The 24,887-nt window shown below is 49.0% G+C and carries 21 protein-coding genes and 1 pseudogene; 11 read left to right on the top strand and 11 right to left on the bottom strand.

Annotation, left to right across the window (positions count from 1 at the left end; all coding sequences use genetic code 11):
* Positions 1 to 19 precede the first annotated feature (19 nt).
* The gene (locus MKX74_RS11025) at positions 20 to 1,972 is read right to left on the bottom strand and encodes a BglG family transcription antiterminator (protein ID WP_341178368.1); all 1,953 of its coding nucleotides are present in this window, start codon (positions 1,970 to 1,972) and stop codon (positions 20 to 22) included.
* A 61-nt stretch (positions 1,973 to 2,033) separates the two neighbouring features.
* Positions 2,034 to 3,086, bottom strand: coding sequence for a LacI family DNA-binding transcriptional regulator (locus MKX74_RS11020; protein ID WP_341180559.1), 1,053 nt, complete (start codon positions 3,084 to 3,086; stop codon positions 2,034 to 2,036).
* A 418-nt stretch (positions 3,087 to 3,504) separates the two neighbouring features.
* On the opposite strand from MKX74_RS11020, the gene MKX74_RS11015 reads away from it, so the two are divergent.
* From MKX74_RS11015 to glpK, 4 genes are read left to right on the top strand one after another with little or no spacing between them, the layout of a single operon-like run.
* Complete coding sequence (locus MKX74_RS11015; protein WP_341178367.1) at positions 3,505 to 4,968, top strand: L-fucose/L-arabinose isomerase family protein; 1,464 nt, start codon at positions 3,505 to 3,507, stop codon at positions 4,966 to 4,968.
* 47 nt (positions 4,969 to 5,015) lie between these two features.
* A complete protein-coding gene (locus MKX74_RS11010; RefSeq protein ID WP_025680514.1) occupies positions 5,016 to 5,861 on the top strand; it encodes a transketolase in 846 nt (281 codons plus the stop codon).
* Between the two features lie 2 nt (positions 5,862 to 5,863).
* On the top strand, positions 5,864 to 6,799 hold the full coding sequence (locus MKX74_RS11005) for a transketolase family protein (RefSeq protein WP_018883170.1): 936 nt from the start codon (positions 5,864 to 5,866) through the stop codon (positions 6,797 to 6,799).
* Positions 6,800 to 6,813: 14 nt separating this feature from the next.
* Positions 6,814 to 8,322 (top strand): glycerol kinase GlpK, encoded by a 1,509-nt coding sequence (gene glpK / locus MKX74_RS11000; protein WP_341178366.1) that lies wholly within the window; start codon positions 6,814 to 6,816, stop codon positions 8,320 to 8,322.
* 238 nt (positions 8,323 to 8,560) lie between these two features.
* Here the strand turns inward: glpK and MKX74_RS10995 are convergent, their stop codons facing one another.
* Complete coding sequence (locus MKX74_RS10995) at positions 8,561 to 8,884, bottom strand: MGMT family protein (RefSeq protein WP_341180558.1); 324 nt, start codon at positions 8,882 to 8,884, stop codon at positions 8,561 to 8,563.
* 243 nt (positions 8,885 to 9,127) lie between these two features.
* On the opposite strand from MKX74_RS10995, the gene MKX74_RS10990 reads away from it, so the two are divergent.
* A complete protein-coding gene (locus MKX74_RS10990) occupies positions 9,128 to 9,436 on the top strand; it encodes a hypothetical protein (RefSeq protein WP_018883173.1) in 309 nt (102 codons plus the stop codon).
* A gap of 172 nt (positions 9,437 to 9,608) precedes the next feature.
* On the opposite strand, the gene MKX74_RS10985 is transcribed toward MKX74_RS10990, so the two are convergent.
* On the bottom strand, positions 9,609 to 9,848 hold the full coding sequence (locus MKX74_RS10985) for a hypothetical protein (RefSeq protein ID WP_018883174.1): 240 nt from the start codon (positions 9,846 to 9,848) through the stop codon (positions 9,609 to 9,611).
* A gap of 272 nt (positions 9,849 to 10,120) precedes the next feature.
* Between MKX74_RS10985 and MKX74_RS10980 the strand changes: the two genes are divergently transcribed.
* Positions 10,121 to 10,600 carry a C40 family peptidase gene (locus tag MKX74_RS10980; protein ID WP_018883175.1) on the top strand — a complete coding sequence of 160 codons (480 nt, stop codon included), beginning with the start codon at positions 10,121 to 10,123 and terminating at the stop codon, positions 10,598 to 10,600.
* Between the two features lie 93 nt (positions 10,601 to 10,693).
* On the opposite strand, the gene MKX74_RS10975 is transcribed toward MKX74_RS10980, so the two are convergent.
* Complete coding sequence (locus MKX74_RS10975; protein ID WP_341178365.1) at positions 10,694 to 11,155, bottom strand: hypothetical protein; 462 nt, start codon at positions 11,153 to 11,155, stop codon at positions 10,694 to 10,696.
* Positions 11,156 to 11,453: 298 nt separating this feature from the next.
* Here MKX74_RS10975 and kduI point away from each other — a divergent pair, with 298 nt between their 5' ends.
* The 3 genes from kduI to kduD all read left to right on the top strand — a co-directional run bounded on the left by kduI (position 11,454) and on the right by kduD (position 13,886).
* On the top strand, positions 11,454 to 12,287 hold the full coding sequence (kduI, locus tag MKX74_RS10970; protein ID WP_018883177.1) for a 5-dehydro-4-deoxy-D-glucuronate isomerase: 834 nt from the start codon (positions 11,454 to 11,456) through the stop codon (positions 12,285 to 12,287).
* 70 nt (positions 12,288 to 12,357) lie between these two features.
* On the top strand, positions 12,358 to 13,134 hold the full coding sequence (locus MKX74_RS10965; protein WP_018883178.1) for a DeoR/GlpR family DNA-binding transcription regulator: 777 nt from the start codon (positions 12,358 to 12,360) through the stop codon (positions 13,132 to 13,134).
* The gene (kduD, locus tag MKX74_RS10960) at positions 13,131 to 13,886 is read left to right on the top strand and encodes a 2-dehydro-3-deoxy-D-gluconate 5-dehydrogenase KduD (protein ID WP_018883179.1); all 756 of its coding nucleotides are present in this window, start codon (positions 13,131 to 13,133) and stop codon (positions 13,884 to 13,886) included. The genes MKX74_RS10965 and kduD overlap by 4 nt, the downstream gene beginning before the upstream one ends.
* Positions 13,887 to 13,986: 100 nt before the next feature.
* Here kduD and MKX74_RS10955 read toward each other — a convergent pair.
* Positions 13,987 to 14,506, bottom strand: a pseudogene (locus tag MKX74_RS10955) (hypothetical protein).
* A 68-nt stretch (positions 14,507 to 14,574) separates the two neighbouring features.
* On the bottom strand, positions 14,575 to 15,606 hold the full coding sequence (locus tag MKX74_RS10950; protein ID WP_018883181.1) for a LacI family DNA-binding transcriptional regulator: 1,032 nt from the start codon (positions 15,604 to 15,606) through the stop codon (positions 14,575 to 14,577).
* A gap of 233 nt (positions 15,607 to 15,839) precedes the next feature.
* Between MKX74_RS10950 and MKX74_RS10945 the strand changes: the two genes are divergently transcribed.
* Both MKX74_RS10945 and MKX74_RS10940 read left to right on the top strand, forming a co-directional pair.
* Positions 15,840 to 17,120, top strand: a complete 1,281-nt coding sequence (locus tag MKX74_RS10945) for an apiosidase-like domain-containing protein (RefSeq protein WP_341178364.1) — start codon at positions 15,840 to 15,842, stop codon at positions 17,118 to 17,120.
* Positions 17,121 to 17,189: 69 nt separating this feature from the next.
* Positions 17,190 to 19,094, top strand: a complete 1,905-nt coding sequence (locus MKX74_RS10940) for a beta-glucoside-specific PTS transporter subunit IIABC (protein ID WP_341178363.1) — start codon at positions 17,190 to 17,192, stop codon at positions 19,092 to 19,094.
* Between the two features lie 293 nt (positions 19,095 to 19,387).
* Here the strand turns inward: MKX74_RS10940 and flgB are convergent, their stop codons facing one another.
* The 4 genes from flgB to MKX74_RS10920 form a co-directional block, all read right to left on the bottom strand.
* Positions 19,388 to 19,795 (bottom strand): flagellar basal body rod protein FlgB, encoded by a 408-nt coding sequence (gene flgB, locus MKX74_RS10935; RefSeq protein WP_018883184.1) that lies wholly within the window; start codon positions 19,793 to 19,795, stop codon positions 19,388 to 19,390.
* A 139-nt stretch (positions 19,796 to 19,934) separates the two neighbouring features.
* Complete coding sequence (locus MKX74_RS10930; protein WP_341178362.1) at positions 19,935 to 22,937, bottom strand: GAP1-N2 domain-containing protein; 3,003 nt, start codon at positions 22,935 to 22,937, stop codon at positions 19,935 to 19,937.
* The gene (locus MKX74_RS10925; protein ID WP_018883186.1) at positions 22,937 to 24,199 is read right to left on the bottom strand and encodes a TRAFAC clade GTPase domain-containing protein; all 1,263 of its coding nucleotides are present in this window, start codon (positions 24,197 to 24,199) and stop codon (positions 22,937 to 22,939) included. The genes MKX74_RS10930 and MKX74_RS10925 overlap by 1 nt, the downstream gene beginning before the upstream one ends.
* A 33-nt stretch (positions 24,200 to 24,232) precedes the next feature.
* On the bottom strand, positions 24,233 to 24,868 hold the full coding sequence (locus MKX74_RS10920; RefSeq protein WP_341178361.1) for a beta-mannanase: 636 nt from the start codon (positions 24,866 to 24,868) through the stop codon (positions 24,233 to 24,235).
* Between the last annotated feature and the right edge of the window lie 19 nt (positions 24,869 to 24,887).

Genomic DNA, 24,887 nt, shown 5'->3' with positions numbered 1-24,887 from the left:
TTGTCCTTCTCCTTGCCTATCAGTGAAGCTTGTGTCTCACAAAAATCTGGGCAAATTCGTCATAGGTCTGGCAATTCAATAACTGCTGGATCATGCGTGAGTCATCCGTCAGGCGGATAAGCTGCTCATACATTCTCGCCGGGGGCTCACTTCCTCCTTGCTGAATGCTAAGCAGACATATGAACTGGACAGGCTTCCCGCCCCAATCCATAGGCTGCTTCAACGTACAGATCGCCCATACCGTCTGCGTGCTTTGCGGGATAATCGGGTGCGGGATGGCAACAAGGTTACCGTAAGCCGTTGACGCAGCATGTTCTCGTTCCAGTACCAGACCTGTAAAGCCCGTCGAGGAACGGATCAGGCCCCTCTCAACCATTTTCTGCCCCAAAAAAGCAATAATCTCATCTCGCTGCGTAAAATCCTTCTGCAAAAATACCAATTCCTTCATCAGGTATGGAAGGTCAGGCTCGACCTCTCCTGCAAGCGCTTGCTCAATCTTCGCCAAATCTCCGCCTCCCAATAACGTCTGCACCACAATGACCGGGACGGACAATACATCGGGAATAGGAATGGTGCTGATCACAAAATCAATCCCATCCAAGGATATGTTTTTAAGCTTATAGTATTCTGTAGTACCGACGATCTCCAGCCTGGACCCGAATTGGCTCCGCAGCTTGTAAAACAGCAGACGAGCGCTGCCAACCCCCGAGGTACACACGATTAGACATTTTTGACAACGTGCAGCATCCATTCGCTGACGTTCTATAGCCGCACCGATATGTAAGGCCAGGTACCCCATCTCTGCCTCAGGAATGACCAGATTCAATTTGCTTTCAATCAATTTAGCCGAGATGACTCCGGCCTGAAAGGCCAAGGGATAGTTGCTTTTAACATGCTCAAGCATTGGATTGCGAATCTTCATGCCGTATCTCACCCGATTGAGTGCCGGTTTCAAATGAAGACAAATCCCCATGAGCAGCTCAGGGTCTCCGCTGATCTTTAGCTGCAGATCCTTGTCGATCTCGCTCAATAGCTCCTGAGCCAGTTCATATATGCTGCGATCCAGTAGCTTCTCAGGACCTAACTCCTCCAACTGCTGCTCCGATATGCTGGCGAACCACTTGGTTCCTGCCAAATGCATCGCTATATAGGCAATCTCATCCTCTGGAAAGCTCAGCTTCATCTCCGCCTCGATCAAGGCAATAATCTGTTCCGCTGCTGCGAATTCCTCGGTATGTCGGAAATCCTTGATCTCTTCGGTCAAGATACCGACCCTGTTCCCATGACGAATTCGTTGGCAGGCAATTGCAATATGGATGGCTAGATTGTTAAAGGCCACGTCAGACATGACGATTCCATCAAGCTGAATCTGATTCAATATAATGCTTCGAATCAACGTCATCTCACGGGGAGCTACCATCATGGAGCTCTGATTCTCTCCTCTGGAGCTCTCATCATGATTACGGTTGACGATAAATTCCGACAGACAAAAGCGCAGGTGAACCTCACTGCCTGTAAGCTTAATGCCATAGTTTGGACGTTTACCTATCTCTATTTTGTAATCATGCAGCACACGCTTGACCTCTTTCAGATCATTTTGCAGGGTTGATTTGCTAATGAACAGTTCATCTGCCAACTCCTCAAGCTTGAGGTAATCATCCGCAAGCAGCAGACGCTGGATCAGATACCGCTGCCTGTACTCTGGAGAATTGGAATTATCCGGCTCGTTATTCATGAACAACTGCTGGAGAAGGGTGCGGAAGCTGTGATCATTGGTAATCTCCAGAGCATAACCTCTCGATCTTACCGATCGGATCGAAGCACCATATTTGACGAGAAATTCATCCAACTCTCTAATATCGCTGCGAATTGTGCGAGACGTAACCTGTATCAATTTGGCCAGATGCTCGCTTCTGACCGGGGCATCCGCTGCCAACAAATGCTGCAGGATCGAGATCATACGGGTATTCATATGCTACGGCCTCCTGTTGTTGATGTATACTGTCTTGCTGTGTCACCCCAAGGTAAGCCGTTCAATGCTTATATGACACTGGAGCAGCACAGGATTTGCGTTCGACGAAATGCGTATCCACAGTAATCTTGGCAGTAACCCGCCTACCGTGCTTAATAAATTCGCTAAACAGATCAACAGCCAATGCCGCCATTCTTTCCTTCTCGACATGGATCGTCGTAAGCTCGGGGCTCACAATCAAGGATTCGTTAATATTATCAAAGCCTATCACTGACGTGTCTTCAGGCACACGTATCCCCAGCTCTCCGAGTGTCTTCATCGCACTGATCGCTATATAATCACATTCGCAGAACCAGGCTGTGGGTAGCGTATAACCTTTGTCCAGATAAGCTGTCAATTGCTGCTTGAGGGCATCCTGTGAAGTAAGTATGGTGGGTGCTACGGCCAAGATTCGCTCTTCCGGGATGTCTATTCCACGTTCCTGCAGAGCAAGCATGAATCCACGCCGACGTTCATTGAAGTTATGGATTCGCACATTTGAGGCGATATACCCAATTGAGGTATGGCCAATATTACACAAGTATGCCCCGGCCTGATAGGCACCCATAACATTATTGATCTCAATAAACTGAACAGGCAACGTCTCGAAGCATGTATCCAGCACAATCAGATTCGGGAGCTTCTCATGGATATCATGAATTTGCGCACGTGTCAGATTCGTGCCGAGCACAATGACTCCATCACTTCGTTTCTCCTCTCTTATGACCCGCGTATCTCGCTCGAAGAATTCCACATCTATGGTCGAGAACATCAGAGAATATCCATTCTGGCGGCAACGCTCCTCTACATAATGAATAAGCTCCTTGAAAAAAGGCTGCTGATAATATTGCTCCAGCACAATTCCCGAATTCGTGCAGACCAGAAACATTAGTGAGCGCTCCACCTTCAATGCCGCGGCCCCAGTCGTTCTACTTCTCGGAACGTATCCAACCTCTTCAGCAACCTGGAGAATGCGCGCTCGTGTGTCAGATCCGATCCCCGGCTTGCCACTGAAGGCCAGAGATACCGCGGATTTAGATACATTCGCCAGTCTGGCAACGTCCTCCATCTTCATCTCTTCTACTCTCCAATCCAAGCATTACGGAACTCTACTGCGTGTATGGAATCCGCAACGTATTCTGCTGACTATAAATAAGAAATTTATCTATAGAGAAATCACCGCTAGATGTTCTATAGCAGGCTAGATATTCTACCGCAGATTAGTTTAGTTGTAAGGTTTAGTATAAACAACACCCTATAGTTTAGTCAAACAAATGATATTTTAGCTATAAACAATGCTAAAATATAAATTGACAACGTTTTTTTACGATGTTAAGATGACCTCGTAATTAATAAAAATATTCAAGTTTAGTTTTGTTTAGTTAGTGAAGTCGTTATTTGCATCTTTTGTTTACATCATTTACTGCGTTATTTGACTCATTCATTCATTCATTCATTCAATCATTCATCTATTCAACGTAAGGAGACCTTGTATGAAAAAACTAAAGCTAGGTTATGCGCCCACTAGACGTTTTACGTTTAGTGCAGAAGATGCCTTCCGCTACAAAGTGGAAATTCGCAAGCAAATTGAGAGCTTTGGGATGGACATCGACATCGTGGATTTAGAGGGACTGAACGAAGAAGGTCTGCTCTATGATGATCACATCAACGCGGATCTCATTGCCAAGCGCTTTAAGGAAGAAGAGGTTGACGCTGTATTTTTCCCGCATTGCAACTTCGGAACAGAAGATACTGTCGCTCGGGTAGCCAAGGCACTGGGCAAGCCAACTCTACTCTGGGGACCACGCGATGAAGCTCCCCTGGCAGATGGCATGCGCCTGCGGGATACGCAATGCGGTATATTTGCGACAGGTAAGGTACTGCGTCGCTTTAACGTACCTTTTACCTATGTGACTAATAGCTGGGTGCATGATCCGGTGTTTGAACGTGGCTTTACAAATTTCGTGGCTGCAGCCAATGTAGTTCGCCAATTCAAGAGTCTGCGCATTTTGCAGATCGGGCCTCGTCCAGCTTCCTTCTGGACGATGATCTGTAATGAAGGCGAGCTGCTGGAGCGCTTCGGCATTGAGATCCACCCAATCACCCTCGTGGATATCCAGCTAAGAAGCAAGAAGATTGCTGCAAGCAATAGCAGTGAGCTGCTAGAGACCATAGATTTTATCAAAGAGAAGCTGGACTACAGTGAGGTGACCGAGGATGATGTGCGGCGTATTGCTGCCCTGAAGGTAGCGATGAAATCCTTTGCCCGCGAGACAGGCAGCAGCGCCATTGCTATTCAATGCTGGTCGTCCCTTCAGGATGCACTATCCATCATGCCTTGCCTTGCCAATGCCATTCTGACGGATGAGCAGATTCCAGTGACCTGCGAGACAGACATTCACGGAGCGATCACCTCCATCATGATGCAAGCAGCCACGATGAACGAGGCTCCTACCTTTTTCGCCGATATCACCGTCCGTCATCCCGAGAACGAGAATGGTGAGCTATTATTCCATTGCGGCAATTTCCCGGTATCGCTGTCCGTAGAGAACAAGCCCAAGCTGCGCAAGCACTTTCTGTTCGATGACCATGCTCCAGGCACGCATGAGGGTGAGATCAAGGGAGGCAACATGACGATTGCCCGTTTTGACGGGGATCATGGTGAATATTCGATGTTTTTGGGACGTGCACGCGGGATTGAAGGTCCATACACCCGTGGCTCATATGTATGGGTTGAAGTCAATGATTGGCCACTGTGGGAGGAGAAGCTTGTTAAAGGACCGTATGTGCATCATTCTGTAGGCGTCCATGCCAACGTCATTCCTGCCATCTATGAAGCCTGCAATTATATTCCCGGCCTTACACCTGACCCTGTTGACCATACCGAGCAGGAGATTCAACGCTGGCTCAGGGGCTCTGATCTGACTGCCAAGCAGCCAAGCAAGCTATCATTGTGATGCGATAACAACCCCTAACAGAATTCATTAACTTCAAGGAGGATTCTATGAATATCCGAGAACTGAAAGTAAAAGCTGCCCAGATTCGGATGGACCTGCTGACCATTATTCATCGTGCCAAAACAGGACATACGGGGGGCTCGCTAAGCAATACTGATATTCTGACAGCCCTTTATTACGACATTATGAATATTGATCCTAGTAACCCCCACTGGGAGGAGCGCGACCGTTTCATTGCCAGCAAGGGCCATTCTGTTGAATCGCTGTGGTGTATTCTTGCTGACCTTGGCTTCTTCCCCAAAGAAGAGCTGACAACGTATAGCCAGTTCGGCACTCGCCTCATTGGACACCCGAACAATAAGGTGCCTGGGATTGAGATGAATACTGGTGCGCTGGGGCACGGACTTCCCATCTCGGTGGGCATGGCGCTCGCAGCCAAGCGGGATGGACGTTCTTACCGCGTGTTCTGTCTCATGGGCGATGGCGAGCAGGCTGAGGGCTCGAATTGGGAAGCTGCCATGGCGGGCGCTCACTACAAGCTGGATAATTTGATCGGAATCATTGATCGCAATCGCCTGCAGATCAGTGGCTCCACTGAGGACGTCATGGGGCTTGAGCCATTAGAGGACAAATGGACCGCCTTTGGCTGGAACGTCGTATCCATTGACGGCAATGACATGGAAGCACTCCTTCAAGCCTTCCGTGCCATTCCGGAGACAGTCGGCAAGCCTACGCTGGTCATGGCTAATACCGTGAAGGGCAAGGGTGTCTCCTTTGCTGAGAATGTACCTGCATGGCATCACCATGTGCCTGATGACGAGCAGCTAGAGCGTGCACTGACAGAACTGAAGGCAAGCATTGCAGAGCTCACAGAGGAAGGACAGGTGAAATAAGCATGAATACAATCCCCAATCGTCAAGTGATCTGCGATACCTTGATGGAACTCGCTCAAGAGGATCGTGATATTGTCGTGCTGGCGAGTGACTCGCGCGGTTCAGCTGCTATGGCCCCATTCGCGAATGCATATCCAGAGCAGTTCGTAGAGGTTGGCATCGCGGAGCAAAACATCGTCGGCATGTCTGCGGGTCTGGCCCATAGTGGCAAGAAACCCTTCGTAACCTCCCCTGCCTGCTTCCTCAGCATGCGTAGCATCGAGCAAATCAAGGTGGATGTTGCATATTCTGGTACGAACGTGAAGCTGATCGGAATCAGCGGCGGAGTCAGCTATGGTGCTCTAGGAATGTCCCATCATTCTGTTCAGGATCTTGCGGTAGCACGTGCCATCCCGGGTCTTGCTGTTGTTATTCCGGCGGACCGTCATGAGACGAAAAAAATGACTGAGGCACTCGTACAGCATAATGGCGGTGTATACGTCCGAATTGGACGTAATCCCGTAGAGGATGTCTACGCTTCGGACGATTATCCGTTCGAGATCGGTAAGGCAGTTACGATGAAAGATGGTTCGGACGTGACGATTATCGGCGTTGGCGAGACGGTTCGGGTAGCTTTGGATGCTGCTGAGGAGCTGGCTAAAGAAGGTGTCTCCTGCCGCGTAATCAACATGCATACCATCAAACCGCTGGATGAGCAAGCCATTATCGCCGCAGCGAAGGAGACGGGTCATATCATTACCGTGGAGGAGCACAGCATTTTTGGTGGACTTGGAGCTGCTGTAGCCGAGGTTGTCGTCCAACATCACCCTGTTCCCATGAAAGTGCTCGGCATTCCGGATGAGCCTGCCATTGCCGGGAAAACGGCCGAGGTTTTCCAGCACTATGGCATTAGCAGCGAGAATCTCAAACAAGTTGCACTCCAACTGACTAACAAGTAAAGGGCAGACGATCTATGGAACTTCATTCTAAGTATATACTGGCGATTGACCAGAGTACGTCTGGAACCAAAACCCTGCTTGTAGATCAACAGGGTACCGTAATAGCCAAGTGCTCCATCGAGCATAAGCAGCATTACCCCCAACCAGGCTGGGTAGAGCATGACCCCATCGAGATCTATAATCATGTCAGACACACGGTGGCAGAGGTCCTCACATCGGCTGGAATATCAGCAGAAGCCCTCGCAGCAGTCACGATTACGAATCAACGCGAGACTGCACTCATCTGGGACAAAGTAACAGGCTTACCCATATATAATGCTATTGTGTGGCAGTGTCAGCGAACCATTGACACCTGCTCTCTCTTGAAGAAGGCTGGACACGAGCCCGCGGTTCGCGCCAAGACGGGCCTCATGCTTGATCCGTATTTCTCTGCAGCCAAGTTCAAGTGGATTCTTAGTCATGTCGAGGGTGCAGCCGATCTTTTGGCAGAAGGTAGACTGTTAGCCGGTACCATGGACAGCTGGCTGATCTGGAAGCTAACCCAGGGGGCCGTTCATGCTACGGATTATTCCAATGCAAGCCGAACCTCATTGTTCAATATCCATACGTTGACATGGGATGAGGAGCTCTCCTCCCTGTTCGGTGTACCACTCTCCCTGCTGCCGGAGGTCAAAGCCTCCGACGAGGTCTACGGATATACAGCAGAAGGCGAGTTATTCAATCATGCGGTTCCTATATCAGGGGTCATTGGCGATTCACAAGGCGCCCTGTTCGGACATCAATGTCTGGAGAGCGGAACAGGCAAGGCAACCTATGGCACTGGCACCTCGGTCCTCATGAATGTCGGGCTGCAGCCAGTGAACGGCGGTGAAGGCATAGTTACGACCATTGCCTGGGGAGCTGGTGGAAAGGTTACGTATGCCTTGGAAGCCGTCATTCGTACGACGGGGGACAGCATCAAATGGATTCGTGACAATATGGGATTGTTCTCTTCTTTCGAAGAAATGCAGCAGCTCATCGACAACGTCGCGGATAATGAAGGCGTGTATATGGTGCCGGCGTTTGTTGGCATGGGGGCACCTTATTGGGACCCTTACGCCAGAGCCGCCATTGTCGGTATGAATCGCGGCACGAAGAAGGGCCACATTGTGAGAGCCGCTCTGGAGAGCATTGCTTATCAGGTAAAGGATGCGGTAGATTTCATTCAGCAGCAATCCGGTATTGTACTGCGGCATCTTCGGACGGACGGCGGCGCCTCCTCCAACAACTGGCTAATGCAATTCCAGACTGATATGCTGGGAGCAACAGTCAATCGCTCTACCTGTGCAGAATTATCTGCCATGGGCTCTGTGTATCTTGGTGGATTAGGTACGGGGTACTGGAATGCTATATCAGACTTACCCCAGCAGAGCGTTGAGTACCAATCCTATGAACCGTCCATGAGCATCAGTGAGCGCGACCGCCATTATTCGGGCTGGCAGCGTGCTGTCCGTTCTGTTCTTGGCAGTGACAATCAAATGTGAGTGTAGAGCCTCTGCAAGCGGGGAGCCCTGTCAACCTCTGTTAAGCTTGCTGTTCTTTTGAACGAAATGGAAAAGCCTGAAATTAGATTCGGTCAAGCTACTAGTATACTGTATATGCAATTTAAACAAGGCGAAGAAAAGGATAGACGGCTACAGCCGTGTGCCTTCTCTTCGCCTATGGATGCTCCAGCCTTTTTCGATACTTAGCCTTTTTTTACTTGTCAGCGTTGACGCTGTATCATGATTTATCCAGCTCCGTGCCATCATAGAGATACCGCTCCAGATTGACCTTTCGTTCTCCCATCAGCTCGATGCCTTCACTCTCCAGAAGCAGACGCTGCAGGGATAGAGCTTCATCCTCCTGCAGGCCCAGCTCCCCCTTGCTATTGATGACCCGGTGCCAAGGCAGACCGTATTTACTGCTCATGGAATGCAGAATACGCACGACCTGTCTCGCTGCTCGTGGGCTTCCTGCCATACGTGCAATCTGACCGTATGTCATGACCTTGCCTTCGGGAATCCGCCCAATGATTCGAATAACATCCTCGGTAAATTTCGTCATCATCGTTACCTCTCTTACTTCTATGTCTTCGTTGTTACCTCTCTTACTTCTTCGTAATCACTGTTACCTCTCCTACTTCTATTCTTCTTTCTGCTTCCAGCTTTCTTCAATTTCATTCTTTCTACTTTGATCGCCACTATATTTTCTATACCTAGTTACTCTGTTGTATTTTTATGTATCAAGTACCCGGACAGGGACACATGCATACAATGTGAGAGCCCAATCAATAAGAGGAGTGATCATATGTCTTTCCTTCCCCCTTCAGGCCCTCCGGGATCATCCATGCTGCCCCAAGGTACGCAGGCACCTACCTCGGCGCCGCCATCCTTCACACCACCAAGACCGCTTACCAGCCTGTATGCGGTAGATCCGGGCGGGATTGCTGGCTGCCTGTTCAAATTCACGTTTGTCTGGCTTGAGAATGGCCAACGCTTTTGGTTCTACCCGGTATTTGTAGGTCCTTCCTCCATTGCCGGATTCAGATGGACGGGACGCAACTGGTTCTACTTCGGCATTGATCTGCGGCGGGTCGAAGCGTTCAGCTGTTATTGATTTCGTTACCGTTCGAGTACGACAAGCCGCCTTGATTCATGGTCTCACCCTGATCAAATCGGACCTCACAAGAGAGCAAAGCAAGGAACCGGTGACAGGCTATGCCGCTGCACCAGTTCTCTTGTTTATGCTCATTTTATCATATGGACATGCTTCATGAAAAAGCTAAATACTAGTCACGCCCAGCTTCTAATGGCTCTTCTGCTTGTTCCTTGGAGTAGAGTGCAAGCTCGGCATAGCTCTCCATCCCTGTGTGGATCTCTGTAACGATATAAGTACGACGCGTCAGATGTGACATCAGCTTATCACCCGGGCTCACCGAATACTCCTCACGATAGTCTCCCATTTTATGAAATCCACACGACATGCGCAAGTATAGCAAGCCCTTCCGGGTATAGCCATTTACTGTCATTGGTACCCCTCCTGTACTCCCCTGATGTCATAGTCCCATTGCATGAGTTCTTGCCGTGATCTGTTAGACTACCTCAAAAACGGGTTTAGTATGAAATACCTATATTATCGGTTGAATGGCGAAATTCGTTAATTGAAATGCATAAGTAACAAAAAAGTTACATTTTATTTACAACTCACCCATCAATCCACTAAGGTAGCCCACTTCCCGATCATGGTATCGTAATCCTTAGCAAGTGCTAAATCCCATCAATGGAAAAAGGATGTGTTATCATGAAGAAAATGGCTATAGCATCTACGCTAGCTCTTTCAATGATTTTTACGGGAGCCTCCATGTCCATTGCAGGACAAGCCTCCGCTCAGGAAATCTATGCCACCAATGGTCACAAAATTGTAAACACCGCCAAGGCGTACCAGGGCAAAGTAAAGTACAAATTCGGTGTACGAGATGCAGGTCGTCTCATTTTTGACTGCTCTTCATTCACCCAATTCGTATTCAAGCAAAATGGCATTAATATCCCTTGGGGCTCCAAAGCCCAGACGAGATTCGGTACACCAGTAGCGAGCAAGGCCCATCTGGCTGTAGGAGATCTGGTCATGTTCAGCGTGAGCAAGCCGGGTCAAATTAATCATGTTGGCATATACATAGGGAACGGTCAGTTCATCGGCAATTCTCCTGGCAAGGGCGTTGTGGTCTCCAGCATTCACACGGGCTATTGGGGCAGCCGCTACATTACAGCACGCCACTACTAAGCCTACTTTATGCCCCCCCCCTGCCATAACGTTATATCCACATCCAGGACAAGACCCGGGAAGGTGCACGACAGTGCCCTTCGGGTCTTGTCTTTACTCATTCATCGTGAATCGCTCTGCACAGTGCTCTATCCATCGGCAAAACGAGCGATTATGGCCCAGGAAGAAGGAAGACAGATCATACCTTCCCCGGCCTGGTTCATAAGTGACAAGCAGACGTCGTCCCATCATCCCCATGGCCAGCTGCACGAACCTCTCCGCTCTGTCATCAGCATACAATGTTACATAGGCATACAAGGAATGCTCCTCCGGCTCATCCAAGGGACTTACACCTGCACACGAAAATTCTGTACGCACCCTCTTCTCTCGCAGCAGAGATAGGCTCTTATATAGCTCCGCGTCCACCTCCACTCCTTCAAGGAGCATGGTCTGCTTAGGGTGGAGTACAATCTTCGGTCGTTCCAGCCACAGTGCGAGCTCCTGTCTTCGCCTGCTCCATAGCGCTCCTGACTGCTTACTAATTAATATTTCATCATCCGATCGTTCCTGAAGCATAAGCGGCTTCCTTCCTTAGTTATGGTAACAGCCCTTAACTTTCATTTCCGTGGCATTAGTATTCAATAAATTATCTTTAGATTCGATGTCCCCATGTATCCATACCTCTATCATACCGCAGATCGTTCCCTGAACCAAACACCTGTCATGCGTCCAATGATCTCCATGATCTACCACTAACGAAAACATAAAGTTTAAATAGTTAATGATATAAGACTTGCAAAATAAACATATATGGAGTAATTTAAACTTATATAAACATAATTTTAAACAAAATGAACTACAAAGGAGAATTCACATGGAAAACCGTTATGCTTCTCATCCACATGAGGTCTCATCCTTCAAAACTACTCGCCTGCGCGATGAATTCCTGATTGATTCGCTGTTCAGCCCTGATGAGCTGACGCTTGTATACTCTCACGTTGACCGTTATATTATTGGCTCAGCTGTTCCTGTCAAAGGCTCCATTGAGTTGAAAGCGGATTCGAAGGTCATTGGCGCGGATACCTTCCTGGAGCGTCGAGAGCTTGGGGTCATCAATATCGGCGGTAGCGGCACCATCCAGGTTGACGGTACAACCTATGAGCTGGGGCACCGTGAATGCCTGTACGTTGGGCTCGGCGCGAAGGATGTGCTGTTCGCAAGCAATGATCCTGCACAACCAGCCAAATTCTATCTGAACTCTACCCCTGCCCATCATGCATACCCTACAGCCAAGACAGGCCCAGATGACGCATTTAATGTTCATTTAGGTTCGATTGAGAATTCTAACGACCGTACAATCTACCGTTTCATCCACGAGAAAGGCATTCAAAGCTGTCAGCTCGTCATGGGACTGACGGTGCTTGAGCCAGGGAATATGTGGAACACGATGCCTGCCCATACCCACAATCGTCGCTCTGAGGTGTATCTGTACTTCAACCTGCCTGAAGACAGCGTTGTGTTCCATCTGATGGGAGAGCCTGAGGAGACACGCCACGTTGTAGTTCGCAACGAGCAGGCCATTATCTCTCCAAGCTGGTCCATTCATAGTGGTGTTGGTACCAGCAACTATGCCTTTATCTGGGGGATGGCTGGTGAGAATCAAGTATTCGAGGATATGGATGGCGTAGAAATGAAGCGTCTGAAGTAATTCGTCACCCACATTTGATATAGAGCATACTCATGTACCGCTCAATCGCACAGAAATGGATGTATGTCGTATGAACCCTTTGCTTCGATATGAGAAGATCATGGAAGCCCTGTTAACCGATAAGGAAATCACCGTAAATGAACTAAGCCAGCGGCTTAAGGTGACAGGCAAGACGATACGCGAGGATTTAAAGCGACTGGAAGAACAAGGTCTGGTCGTACGTGTCCACGGCGGAGCCATGCTGGCGAATCGTGAGCAATTTGGAATCCTCCCGGAGAAAGAGACCCGTGTCAAGAATGCCGATGAGAAGCAGCACATTGCCGAGCTCGCGTCCCAGCTCATTGAACCGAATGACATTATTGCACTCGACGGTGGCAGTACGACACTAGCGATCGCTCGTCTTCTGGGGTCGTCTCCTGTCACGGTGATCACCAACGATGTTCATATTATCAGTGAGCTGGCCACCAAAGACTTGATTCGTCTGGTTATTCCTGGCGGCTATCGTGTACGCAATATGCTGACGGGTCCTGAGGGTGTCAATTATGTTCAGCATTTAAATATTCAAAAGGCGTTCGTATCCAGCACCGGCGTTCACTGGGAGCATGGACTATCCGTCTACACAGGGGATTTCATTGACTTCAAGAAGGCGCTCGTGGATACTGCACAGCAGGTCTACGCCGTAGCCGATCATCACAAATTCGGACAGACCGCCCTGCGCACCTTCGCACAGCTGAGTCAACTGAATGCCGTATTGTCAGACCGATTACCCACTGGAGATATGCTGAAGGCTTTCCAAGCCACTGGAATAAGTATGATTTGCACAACTGAAGGAGTGTCCGATCTATGAAACCATTGTTTAGTCTTGAAGGAAAAACAGCCCTTGTCACCGGAAGCTCGGGAGGACTGGGAGAAGGGATTGCCATAGCTATGGCGGAGGCTGGCGCAGATGTCGTTATGGTGTCACGCTCCGGTAGCGAGGAGGCTGCACAGGCTATTACTGCTTTGGGCCGTAAAGCATTGTCCATCTCTGCCGACCTGGGCCAGATCGATCAGATCGAGGCTGTATTCCAGGAAGCGCTGACCCTGACCGGGCGTATTGACATTCTGATCAACAATGCTGGCACTATCCGCCGCGCCCCTGCTGCAGAGCACAGTATGCAGGATTGGAACGCTGTCATCGACCTGAACCTGAATTCTGTATTCCTCCTGTCGCAGCTTGCAGGTCAGCATATGATTGCTAGAGGTAGTGGCAAAATCATCAACATTGCCTCCATGCTGTCCTTCCAGGGAGGTATTAACGTACCAGGGTATACAGCAAGCAAGCACGGAGTAGCTGGATTGACCAAAGCCTTCGCAAATGAATGGGCAGGCAAAGGCATTCAGATTAATGCAATTGCTCCTGGCTATATGGAGACTAACAATACCGCTCCGATTCTCGATGATCCGGACCGGACTCGTTCGATTACAGAGCGAATCCCTGCTGGACGTTGGGGTACTCCTGAAGACCTGAAGGGACCAGCTATTTTCCTGGCCTCTGCTGCCTCCGACTACATGAATGGTCACGTTCTTTGTGTAGATGGCGGATGGCTGGCTAGATAATACACGAATAGACCAATACACTACTGATGTATAGTAATGTGACAGGAAGCCCCAGGTTCGTTATCGAATCCGGGGCTTCCTTCTATAATTGCGTCGAAGATTAATGCACGGACTCCCAGCGGTGGCGGAATTGCTCAAGTCGCGGGTGAACCTGCTGAGGCTCATGGGTGAGAATTAGACGAATTCGGGTAATCCAGCCTTCAAAAGAAATACGAAGCGAATTGCTCTGCCGTCTCAGGAGCCATGTACACAAAATAAGGTGCTGGATACGTCTCTGCCAGATACTTCAAGGCAGTATCCACTGGTGTATACTTCTTTCTTTTACCATCCCAATTCTGGATAATCGCCTCTAGATGACCATACTCCTGCTTCCACTCGTCCAATCTCTTCGCACGCTTATGAAAAGGGCTAACCGGCTGCTTGGACATGCGTCTAGCCGTTTCCTCATGAAGAGGATAAAGCACGACGGTCGCAAAGCTACGCTGCTCAGCCGTATGCATGAACTGCTCCAGCTCCGAATCCGTAATCTGTTCAAACGTGTCATAATAAATTAAAGTTCCCTTCTCCTGTTCAACGGGCGGCTCATAGCCGAATGGAACCTTTATATTTCCTCGGGCCACGCTTGTCCCCTCCTTAACAGTAATTCACATGAATAGTGTGTTCTTTATTGAAATTGTAATACTTAGAATCACTTCCTGACAGCCTGAGGGGGGCATGAGTTACGCTCGACAACCTCCGTGTTAATCAGAACCCCACTATTGTGGTCTTCCTGGTCATTGATCTTTCGCAGCAGGATATCCATCGCCGTCTTGGCCATTACATCTTTCTTCACATGAATAGTCGTGAGCTCAGGGCTTATCACCTTGGCTTCCAGAATATTGTCAAAGCCCATGACAGCCACTTCTTCGGGAACCTTTACAGCAAGCTCCTGAAATGTCTTAATCGCACTGATCGCCATGTAATCATTCTCGCAAAAAACGACTGCGGGCAGTTGCTTCACATGGCCTATCTCTGTTTTGAAAGCATCCTGTGACACAACCAACATAGGCTCCATCGCAAAATTCCCTTCAAGCTCCATGCCTGCCTCTTTAAGCGCAGCCATAAAGCCTTCTTTTCGCTTCACAAAATTCAGAATACGCACATCGGATTCGACGTAAGCAATACTCTTGTATCCCAGTGACAGCAGGTGTCTGCCCGCCTGATAACCTCCAAGATAATTATTAATCGCTACAAAGCTGGCATCCAAATGCTCAAACCATGTATCCAATATCACGATATGTGGATGAACAGCTAAGACGTCCTCTAGGAGTGATGCCGTTAAATTCGTGCCCAGCATTAAAATCCCTGCGGAAGGCTGCTCCTGTTCCAGCGTCTGGATCTCCTCATGCAGCTTCTGAATCGGTATGGAGGAGATAATCAGCGTATGTCCCTGCTCTCTTGCATAAGCCGTCAGATGATGAATCAACTCATTAAAGAACGGCTGAGATTCATACCGATCCGTAATGATGTCCGTATTTTTGCAGGCTACAAAACGAATGATGGAATTGTTTTTAGTTGACGTTTTGTTCGTTTTGAAAGTCCGCGGGGTATACCCGTGGGCCTGTGAGATCTCCAAAATATGCTGGCGTGTCGCTTCACTCACACCAGCTTTATTATTGAGAGCAAGGGAGACAGCCGCCTTGGATACCCCCGCCAGTCTCGCAATATCATCTATTTTCATGCATACCACTCCTGAATAGTATTAGTGCTTTCTAAATTATAACATTATCATACACAAAATTTCATAAAATTAACTAAACTAAACTAACTTTTATATCCGTAAAATTTATTTGACTAAACGATATTTCGGTGCTAATATTCAGATGAAAACGCATTATTTTAGTTAAAAAACACTTTATTAGCAGTTTATTTTACCTAAAATAAACTAAATGAAATGTATTGAAAGGCTAGGTGATGAGTGTGAAGGTATCTGTTGCGGGCCATGAAAGAGCCTTTGAGCTAAATGGTAAGCCGTTATTTTATTTAGCGGATACGGTATGGAGTGCATTTACCAACGCCTCCCTTGAAGAATGGGCAGAATATCTCGATTATCGAAAATTACAGGGCTTTAATGTGCTTCAGATTAATATCCTGCGCCAGTGGGATGCAAGTGAATCGGATCTCCGAATGGAACCCTTCTTATTGCAGGAAGATGGCTCCTATGACTATCGGCAGTTGAATGTGGAATACTTTGACCGCGCTGAGCAGATGCTTGGCATGGCTCTTGAGCGTGGCTTCATCCCAGCCCTCGTGCTGCTGTGGTGCAATTATGTACCAGATACTTGGGCTGGGATGTTTCAGGAAGGGAACAAAATGCCCTTTGACTGTGTTGAGGCGTATGTCCGATACGCTGTGGAACGCTTCTCCAAATATAATCCGATCTACCTGGTCAGCGGTGATACCGATTTTCCAAGCGAGCAAGCTATTGCGTATTACACCAAAGCCCTTGAGGTTGTGCATGCCTTGAGTCCGAACAGCTTGAAAACGCTCCATATTCGAGGACGGCTACGGGAGATCCCGGATACACTGGAGCAGCATGATGGCCTGGATTTTTACATGTACCAATCTGGTCACAATTCCGAGTTTCAAGCGACAGCTTATGAGATTGCCGAGAATTTTTATACACGTCCACGCACACGTCCAGTCATTAACGGCGAACCCTGCTATGAACAGATCAGCTACAGCCGCAATGTATACGGCAGATACTCTGCCTTCGATGCGCGGAAGGCCGCTTGGCAGAGCCTGTTGGCTGGTGGTGGGGCAGGTATCACCTATGGAGCACACGGCATCTGGAGCTGGCACAAACAAGGCAAAAAGTTCGGGATCGTCGAAGGGGAAGGCTTTGACGCCCCTTACGACTGGAGAGAAGCTGTCCGCTTTGAAGGGGCATGGGATTACTCCTTTATCAAATATGTATTTGAAAGCTATAACCTGATCGGAATCTCGCCAGCTAACATCGTACTCAATGAGACGCCGGAAATTCGTGCCGCCGCGAACGATACCACCATTGTCCTGTACATTCCGGTCAACACTAAGGTTCGCTTGAATCTGGACGTCCAGGATTACAGCTTCACAACCATTGATCTGACAGCCAGAAGATTCGCCTGCACAGAGATTACAACCCACGATGGGAAATCCGTCATTGCTATGCACCGTTTTGAGAAGGATGTCGTGGTCATTGGCAAGCGAAAATAGGCATTTATGTGCCTCTTATTAGAAAGCGCATACACCTGATGAGTATTATTACTGCAAGGAGTGACTAGAGTGAATTACGAGAAAACAGCCCAGGAAATTCTGAAATCGGTTGGCGGAGCAGGCAATGTGAACAGTGTCATGCACTGCATGACCCGTCTGCGCTTCAAGCTCAAAGACAGCAGCTTGCCCAATAAGGAACAAGTCAAACAGATTGACGGAGTCATGACGGTCGTGGACAGCGGCGGTCAATTCCAGGTCGTCATTGGGAATGACGTACCAAAGGTATATGCCGAATTAACAAAACTGCCAGGCATATCGGCAGAAGCTGCCCCTGTGGAGAAGGATACACAAGGAAGCCTACTTAGTCGTTTTGTAGATGTCATCTCTGGTGTGTTCATGCCAGTGGTTGGCGTGCTCTCAGCCGTCGGGATTCTCAAGGGTCTACTCTCCTTATTCGTCACCCTCAATTGGCTAAGCGACGATATGGGTACTCACAAAATTTTGTTCGCTGCAGCGGATGCCTTATTCTATTTCTTCCCTATCTTCCTTGGCTTCTCTGCCGCTAAGAAATTCGGAGGGAATCCTTATATATCGGCAGTAATCGGAGCCGCCCTTGTGTATCCAACCATGACGGCAGCCTTTGCAGAGAGCACGCCTCTCAGCTTTATGACTATCCCGGTAGTTCTAATCAGTTATACGTCATCCGTCATACCTATCATTCTTGGAGCTTATCTGGCAGCTATTGTCGAAAAGTTCTTCAGCAAAGTATTACCCTCAGCCGTAAAGCTGTTCTTTGTGCCCCTGTTAACCATACTGATTGTCCTGCCACTCGTCTTTCTTGCCATTGGACCTATAGCCACATTCGTCAGTAATCAACTAGCTGCTGGCACATTGTGGGTGTATGGCTTGAGTCCGATCATCGCAGGTCTTCTGTTGGCCGGGTTCTGGCAGACCGTCATTATCTTTGGTCTACACTGGGCGTTCATTCCCATCTTGCTCAACAACGTTATGAATAATGGCTTTGACCCTATTAACGGTATGCTGTTTTGTACCATTTTCGCGCAGACAGGTGCAGCTTTTGCCATTTCGCTCAAGACAAAGGATACACGTCTGAAGCCTATTGCCACCTCGGCTACGATCGCCGGGATTATGGGGGTAACAGAACCAGCTATCTATGGGGTTACCCTGCCGTTGAAGAAGCCATTCATCCTGGCCTCCATCGCTGCGGGGATCGCGGGCGCCATCGCAGGGATGTTCGGCGCCAAGAACTACTATACGATTGCTGGCGGCGGTATCTTTGGTATTCCGATGTTTATCGGTCCGGAGGGCATGGACCAAGGCTTTGTGGGATTCCTCATTTCGGTGGTTGTCGCCTTCATCGGCGGCTTCGTTCTAACTTACCTGTTTGGGTATAAGAATCAGCCCGTGACTCAGGCGGCTACGGAAGCTCAACCTACTGTAAGCCAAGCTAAGGATATCCAAGCATCAGACTTATCTACTCGTAACGTTGGAGATCAGCCTCAAGAAGTGTCTATATTCAGTCCTCTAGAGGGCGAATGGCTACCATTAAGTGAAGTAGGCGACGAAGCCTTCTCCAGTGGAGCCATGGGCAAAGGAGCCGCAGTCCTGCCTACGGTCGGCGTGGTCTATGCTCCATTTTCGGGAACTGTACAGACACTGTTCAAAACCAGGCATGCCATTGGACTTGTATCGCCTGAAGGCGTGGAGACGCTCATTCATATCGGCATTAACACTGTAAAGCTGAAGGGAGAGCATTTCACGACCTTTGTTAAGGAGGGTGATATCGTTCAAAAGGGCGACAAATTAGTCGAATTCGATATCGAAGCCATCCGAAATGCCGGCTACGATACGACGACCTCCGTCATCGTCTCCAGCCTTGCAACATATACAGAGATTAGCATCAAGGAACACGGGCACATCCGCTCAGGCGAGCCTTTGTTCAGCCTTAAATAAAACACATGAGGGAAGCAGGCAAGATACCTGCTTCCCTTCTTATGCTCCCGCCTGTACCCACCTGTTCTCGCTTGCTCCCGCTTGTTCCCATTCCTAACCTATTATCATCCAAATTGGCTACCGCAGCATATTGGAGTCTGTCGGTGCACTCCCGAACAATGGCTAGACACCAGCTTGTACGGATGAGTTCATTTATACCAAGCTGAACCTTAGCACCTATATTCCACGAAAAAGAAGGACTATCCCAGTATATACCTACATGGAATAACCCCGCTCTTGCTACAACTTTGCTATTATTTCAGTTGAGACAGTAGATTCTTCATTCTTGAATAATACCCATTGACCCGATCAATGGTATAGTTATACATCAGGTGGTTCTCGGCCAGCTCCGACATTTCCTTATCCACATCGACGTTATTGAAGTTATTATTCATAGCAGTGTTCTGTGATTGGACTACCTGATAGGCAACCTCGTTAGAGCTTACTGGGGTCGGCATATGCCTAGGATCTGTGCGTCTCATCCTTAGCTCACCGTTCTTATCACGCTCCAGCTTGCGTCTTAATTCTTCCTCGAATACAACGGATTGGGCCTTGTAATAAGGCGTATCTGCATTCGCGACGTTATTGGCAATCGCTCTATTCTTCGCATTAAGCGCTACTAGCAAGGAAGCGTGCATGCTATTGGTATTCGAATGAATCATGGCTGGCTCCTCTCTCAATCGCCATTTTCACGATTTTACGTATATATACAATTTATAAGAGCAGCGTCCATCAAGTCAATCTATTTCGTAGAAAAAGTGTGTTATTTCTACAAGAATCGCATAGATTGCGCTCTTGCACTTAATTCGTCTTTCCTTTTTCTATGACTAAAGGCATAGTAACCTCATCAATCACCAGCTTGCTATTATCCTTGAAAGAGTAATCCTCTTGAATGGCAATGGTCAACGGATACATGACAGACGGCTGCTGAGTTTCCTCAAGTGCAGGACCAGAGGCTGATTCTGGCGCTACTGCATTTGACGAATCCCCCGTGCCATCAGCAGCTGTCTCATTCCCTCCTCCGGCAGAGCCGGAAGCTGATTCACCGGACGGAGTCGATTCACCAGAGGTATTTGCGTTACCAGAGCCTGCAGAGTTCGAGAAGTCGTTGGTGTCTGTTGCACCCGCTAAGTCCGCAGCGCTTGAAGAATCCGAAGATGGATTCTCCGTGCTAAGGGTACTGAGCTCATCAACAGGCAGCACCTTGAACTGCTCGAACTTATGAGTTGTGCCGTCAGGCTCTATGACTGAAATATGCTCAGGAGCAAAGACCAGCCTGGAGGCCTCATCAGGAAACTGCAGCTCAAGTAACCACTCGCCTGCCTGCGATTTGGCTGCTTGTAGTACAGCTGTTACTGCAGCAGGCTCCACACTCTCCTCTGGCTGGCCCGATGGGGCTGGCTGCTGAACGGTTGGAGACTTTGGATCTGGCTGCTCAGCCTGATCCTGGCCCCATACACCTGCCGCAAGTAGACTACCGCAGACAACTACTCCCAGCAAGGCGATCATGATAGTCACTCGCCCTCCCTTACCCATCTTGCGAAATACGCGAAGCCAGCCTGCCTCCGTCTGGCGCTTGGCCTGGACATAGAATGACTGATAGGGCTCGGGAGCAGGTTTGAAATACTTGTTCCATAGCTGCTTCTGGTGCAGCACCTCACGTCCTTCTGCCCTGAAATAAGCTAGCAAGGCATGACGATAGCGTGTCTCGTAACCGCCTCGTACCGTTCCGAATTCAATCCGCTCTTCGCTCCAGCGAATGAACGCACAGATCGTCTCAGGGGAGGCCGCCCAATTGCGCACGGCTTGCAACATACCAACATAGTTCACCATGCCAGCCTGTTCCCCTGTGGAAGCATAGAACGCTGGGAGAATAAGGGCAAATTTCCCTTCGCGAATCTCCTCCGGAAGCCAATGTAACGCCCAATCCTGCACGGCCTTCTCATCCTCAGCGGATAGTCCCTCAAGCAAGGTCAGGCCTGGATCAACATTCGCGAACCAGTCGTATGCAGCGATGAGCTGCACTGCCCTTTGCTGCAAGGAGCGGTTCAGTCGAGCCACCCAAGGTCCCAGATCCGATCGGTTACAGAAACGAAGCTGTGTAATCTGGGATGGCTTCATCTCCTGAAGACTAAGCTTTGTAATCATGTACATATCTGCGGCCTCTTTTAATGTATCCGCCATCCCTGGAAGAAACGAAGCAGCATCAGATTCGTCGCGCTCAACTTGTTCCAGCCTGTCATGCAAGATATTGGCCGCCGCGACCAGATCTGCCTCCTTGCCCATCGTCTGTGCTACAGCTGCGATCATCGTCTCCTGAATCTGCTCATCAGCCTCCAGACCTGGACGATACCGAACCCATTGGACGAGCATACTTATCAGCTCTTGCATATTCCGAGCAGTGCGAAGCTGCCCCTGCAAATAAGGAACGAACAAGGTAGAAGTCAGCAGTGGGTTACTCAGTAGCTTGGTCAGCAGCGAGTTCTTCAGGTCAGGGGCCTGCTCCACAGCAGCTACAATGCGAGCAGCCTCAGCTTGCCGCCCTGTAGCAAAAGCATTGTTCAATGAACGGATCAAATATTCCACTAGCTTGAATTCAATATAACGCTTATCTATTTTGTAGTACTCCCGAAAGGTCTCAATTAAAGACGGGTTCGGTATGAATTGATTTTTGACCCGGTCAAACTCGCGATCAAATGCCTCAAGAAACAGGTCATTCAGTCTCATCTTCTGAGGCAGTGCGTTGTCTATGGATAAGTATTGGATAAGGGCACGGAGCAGACGCTCCCGATTGTTCTCATAGCCACTCGGGTCCCCATTTTCCATTAGATATAACATTGCCAGCTCGTCATAGGCATTTAGCGATAACTCTCGTTCAGACTCCATGCCTTCCAGCATTTGGGCAGCGAATTTGAAATATTCCTCAAGGGACTCCTCCTGCTGTAGCTGTTGCCAGATCCAGGACAAGTACCCTCTCTGTTGATCCTCCGGTTCCGCATTCAATACCCGGCTCTGGGCTAGATCGAATATATAATCCTTATCAATGCTTCGATCTCCCTGCCGGAGGCCGCCCGGCTCCGTGAATGTGACATGAATTCCCTTACGGCTAGAGGGCTCTTTGACATATGTAATGAAGCCAAGCTTGCGTCGGAACGCAAAGGGCAGTACGGAGTACAGGATTTGCAAGAGTGACTTCGCTGCCTTACTGGTGTCCTCCGCCTCTGTATTCAGGGCAATGTAGACCTTCTTGCGGCCTGCAACAGACATCATCACCGCGTATAGCAGCTTCGTAAAGATCGCTTCATCCAGCCCCAGACGCGTCAGAATTTCACGACTGCTCTCCTTTGGAATCAAGCCCTGCGCCGGAAGCTTATCCAGCTCTGGTAGCTCGGTTCCCCGCTCGATGTCATAGCTGTCGGCAAAGGCTACATTCAGCCACAGCTTATAATCGGCTGCCCCCTCTGGAGCTCCCTTCGGGATGATCAGATTGTGGGTGAAGAACGCACTTCGCAAGCCAGTGAAGTCGGCAGCCTTGAAGATACTTCTGCCCAGAATCATTTCACCGGATTCTGTTCGTATCAGATGAAGCGCATCAGGATAGACGCTCTCCTCCTTCACTCCGCGAGCCGTCAATGCCGCAGGGGCATCATAGGTGCATAACGGATGTAGCACTTTTTTAATCCATGCCGCCTCCAGGCCCGCAGATTTGGCCACCGTGTCAAAGCCTTCGGTTGTACGAAAGACCCCACGTCTTTCCCTTGTGTACATTTGCTGCTGAATGAGGTGGAGCTCTGAAAAACTCACTACGACTCTCTCCCCTCAATATACTTCAGTTTGTATAACAGCCAAATGAAGGGCTCATCCACACGGATCGGACTAACTAGCCCCTGTAGCTTCTGATCAACGGGGTTACTGCCGAGTGCAGACACCGCAAAATAAGCTGTATCTGTGAAGTATACATCCATCGTCCCCTTGAACGGCTTGTCTACCTTCTCGATGAATCGTCTAATCTCACCATCAATGTTGGCGAACTCTGTCAGATCAAGATACTTCCGATGCTCCATTGGATTGAAGACATTGCTATTTCTCTTGATGTAAGTTCCCTCATCATCTGCCAGTGCAGTCAGCATATCGCTTTTGGTCAGCACAATTGCTGTTGGAATGGACGTTTTGTTCTTCTCCTGATACGCAATGAAATCGCCGAACAGGGTTAGCACCACATCTCGCGGTTCATCGTATTGGGAGACGAACTCCCCGCGCTCATCACCCAGATTGAGCTTGATTCGCTCGCGGATCGAACGAATCTGTAGCGGATCGACCATGAACAGAATGCCTGCTGAGTTCTTGATATGTTGACCATGCAGGCCCAGATAGTCCTGATCGACCATCCCTTCCCCCGCAACATCGAAGAATACCAGCGTAAGGGGAGCCTTGTCCTCATCCTTGAAGACGAATTGAAAAATAAACGGCTCCTGCATCTTCTCTTTCTGCGTGGAGGACAACAGATCCCCTCGCTCGAACAATGGCTCTTCATAAAGACTTCTGAACTTCCGACTGATCTCGGCCGTCAACGGCATACAGGCTGCATCAAAATGATCTGCTGTGTAATGCTGCAGAGTATGGATTAGGGAGGTCATATAGACGGATTTCCCAGCCTGTGAGGCACCAATAATTGATATGATATTGCTAGGTACCTTGCCTGCTGTAACCGGAAGCTCATTATGACAATGCGGGCACAAACGACGACGTGTAAGCTCACCGTATCGGTCTGTTAGCCCTGTTAGCACCTCATCGGTATAGTGATGATATTCCTCAGGCACATCCCTTGGGTCAATGATCGCTTCGATCTCATAGACCATATCCAAGCCGAAGCGCTCACGATACTTGTTCAGTCGATCATCCTCGCCAAGTGCGAAATCCTCATCATCCTCACGATGATGGGCTGCCCGGAAGACGACATCCTGCGGCTCGAATTTGCTGAAGCAATAAGGGCAGACAATATCATAATATAGTGGTCTGGGCTCTTCCTGAGGCTTCTTCTTGAAGAATTGCTGAAAAAAATTCATAGAAGCTCCTCCTCTCATTCAGTCTCTTAATTCCTACTCAGGGATCAGCTCATACGTCTGACCGTATGTAGCTCCCTCCGTGAAGAACAAGCGGACATACTCATCCGCTCGCACTTCAATCGAAGGCAGTATATTGGGGCCAGCCATAAAGGACTGGGTGAAGGGATAGACCGTTCCGTCCTCTTTATCGAGCGGGTATCCCCCCATCTTCTTCACATAGCAGAGAACCTCCCGCGGAACGGGGACCTCGGCTGTGACCTTGATCTGGACCGATTTACGGTCCCTGAACCATGCCTTCTTATGCTGTACAGAATACATGATCTTCGCCTTACCAGCACTGACAGCAATCTGATTCCCGGAATTCTGCTGCAATATTAAGACAGGCCCGTCCTGCTCCAATACGCTTGGATAGACTGTATATACAACTCGACCAATGCCCTCCAGTCTGTCCCGATAATAGCCGGCTGCCTTGTATTCATCACGGGTGAAGAGGCGGAGCTGACTCTGGTCAGGCTCAGCAGGTACGGGCAGTTCATCGCTTTGTTTAGCAATATATACAGCGTGGACGCCAGAGGGCCAGCGCCAGCGCAAGGCTAATTCATGATTTTCGATTTTGGAGCTAATGTCCGTTATTCCAGGATACCCCGGCTCTGATCGTCGTGTCTTCATTATCATCGGGCCTTTCGTC

Origin of the sequence: Paenibacillus sp. FSL K6-1230 (genome assembly GCF_038002385.1) — a bacterium.
GTDB classification, from domain to species: domain Bacteria; phylum Bacillota; class Bacilli; order Paenibacillales; family Paenibacillaceae; genus Paenibacillus; species Paenibacillus massiliensis.
The sequence above is the reverse complement of the archived record's forward strand: the minus strand, read 5'-3'. Positions and strand labels throughout refer to the sequence as shown.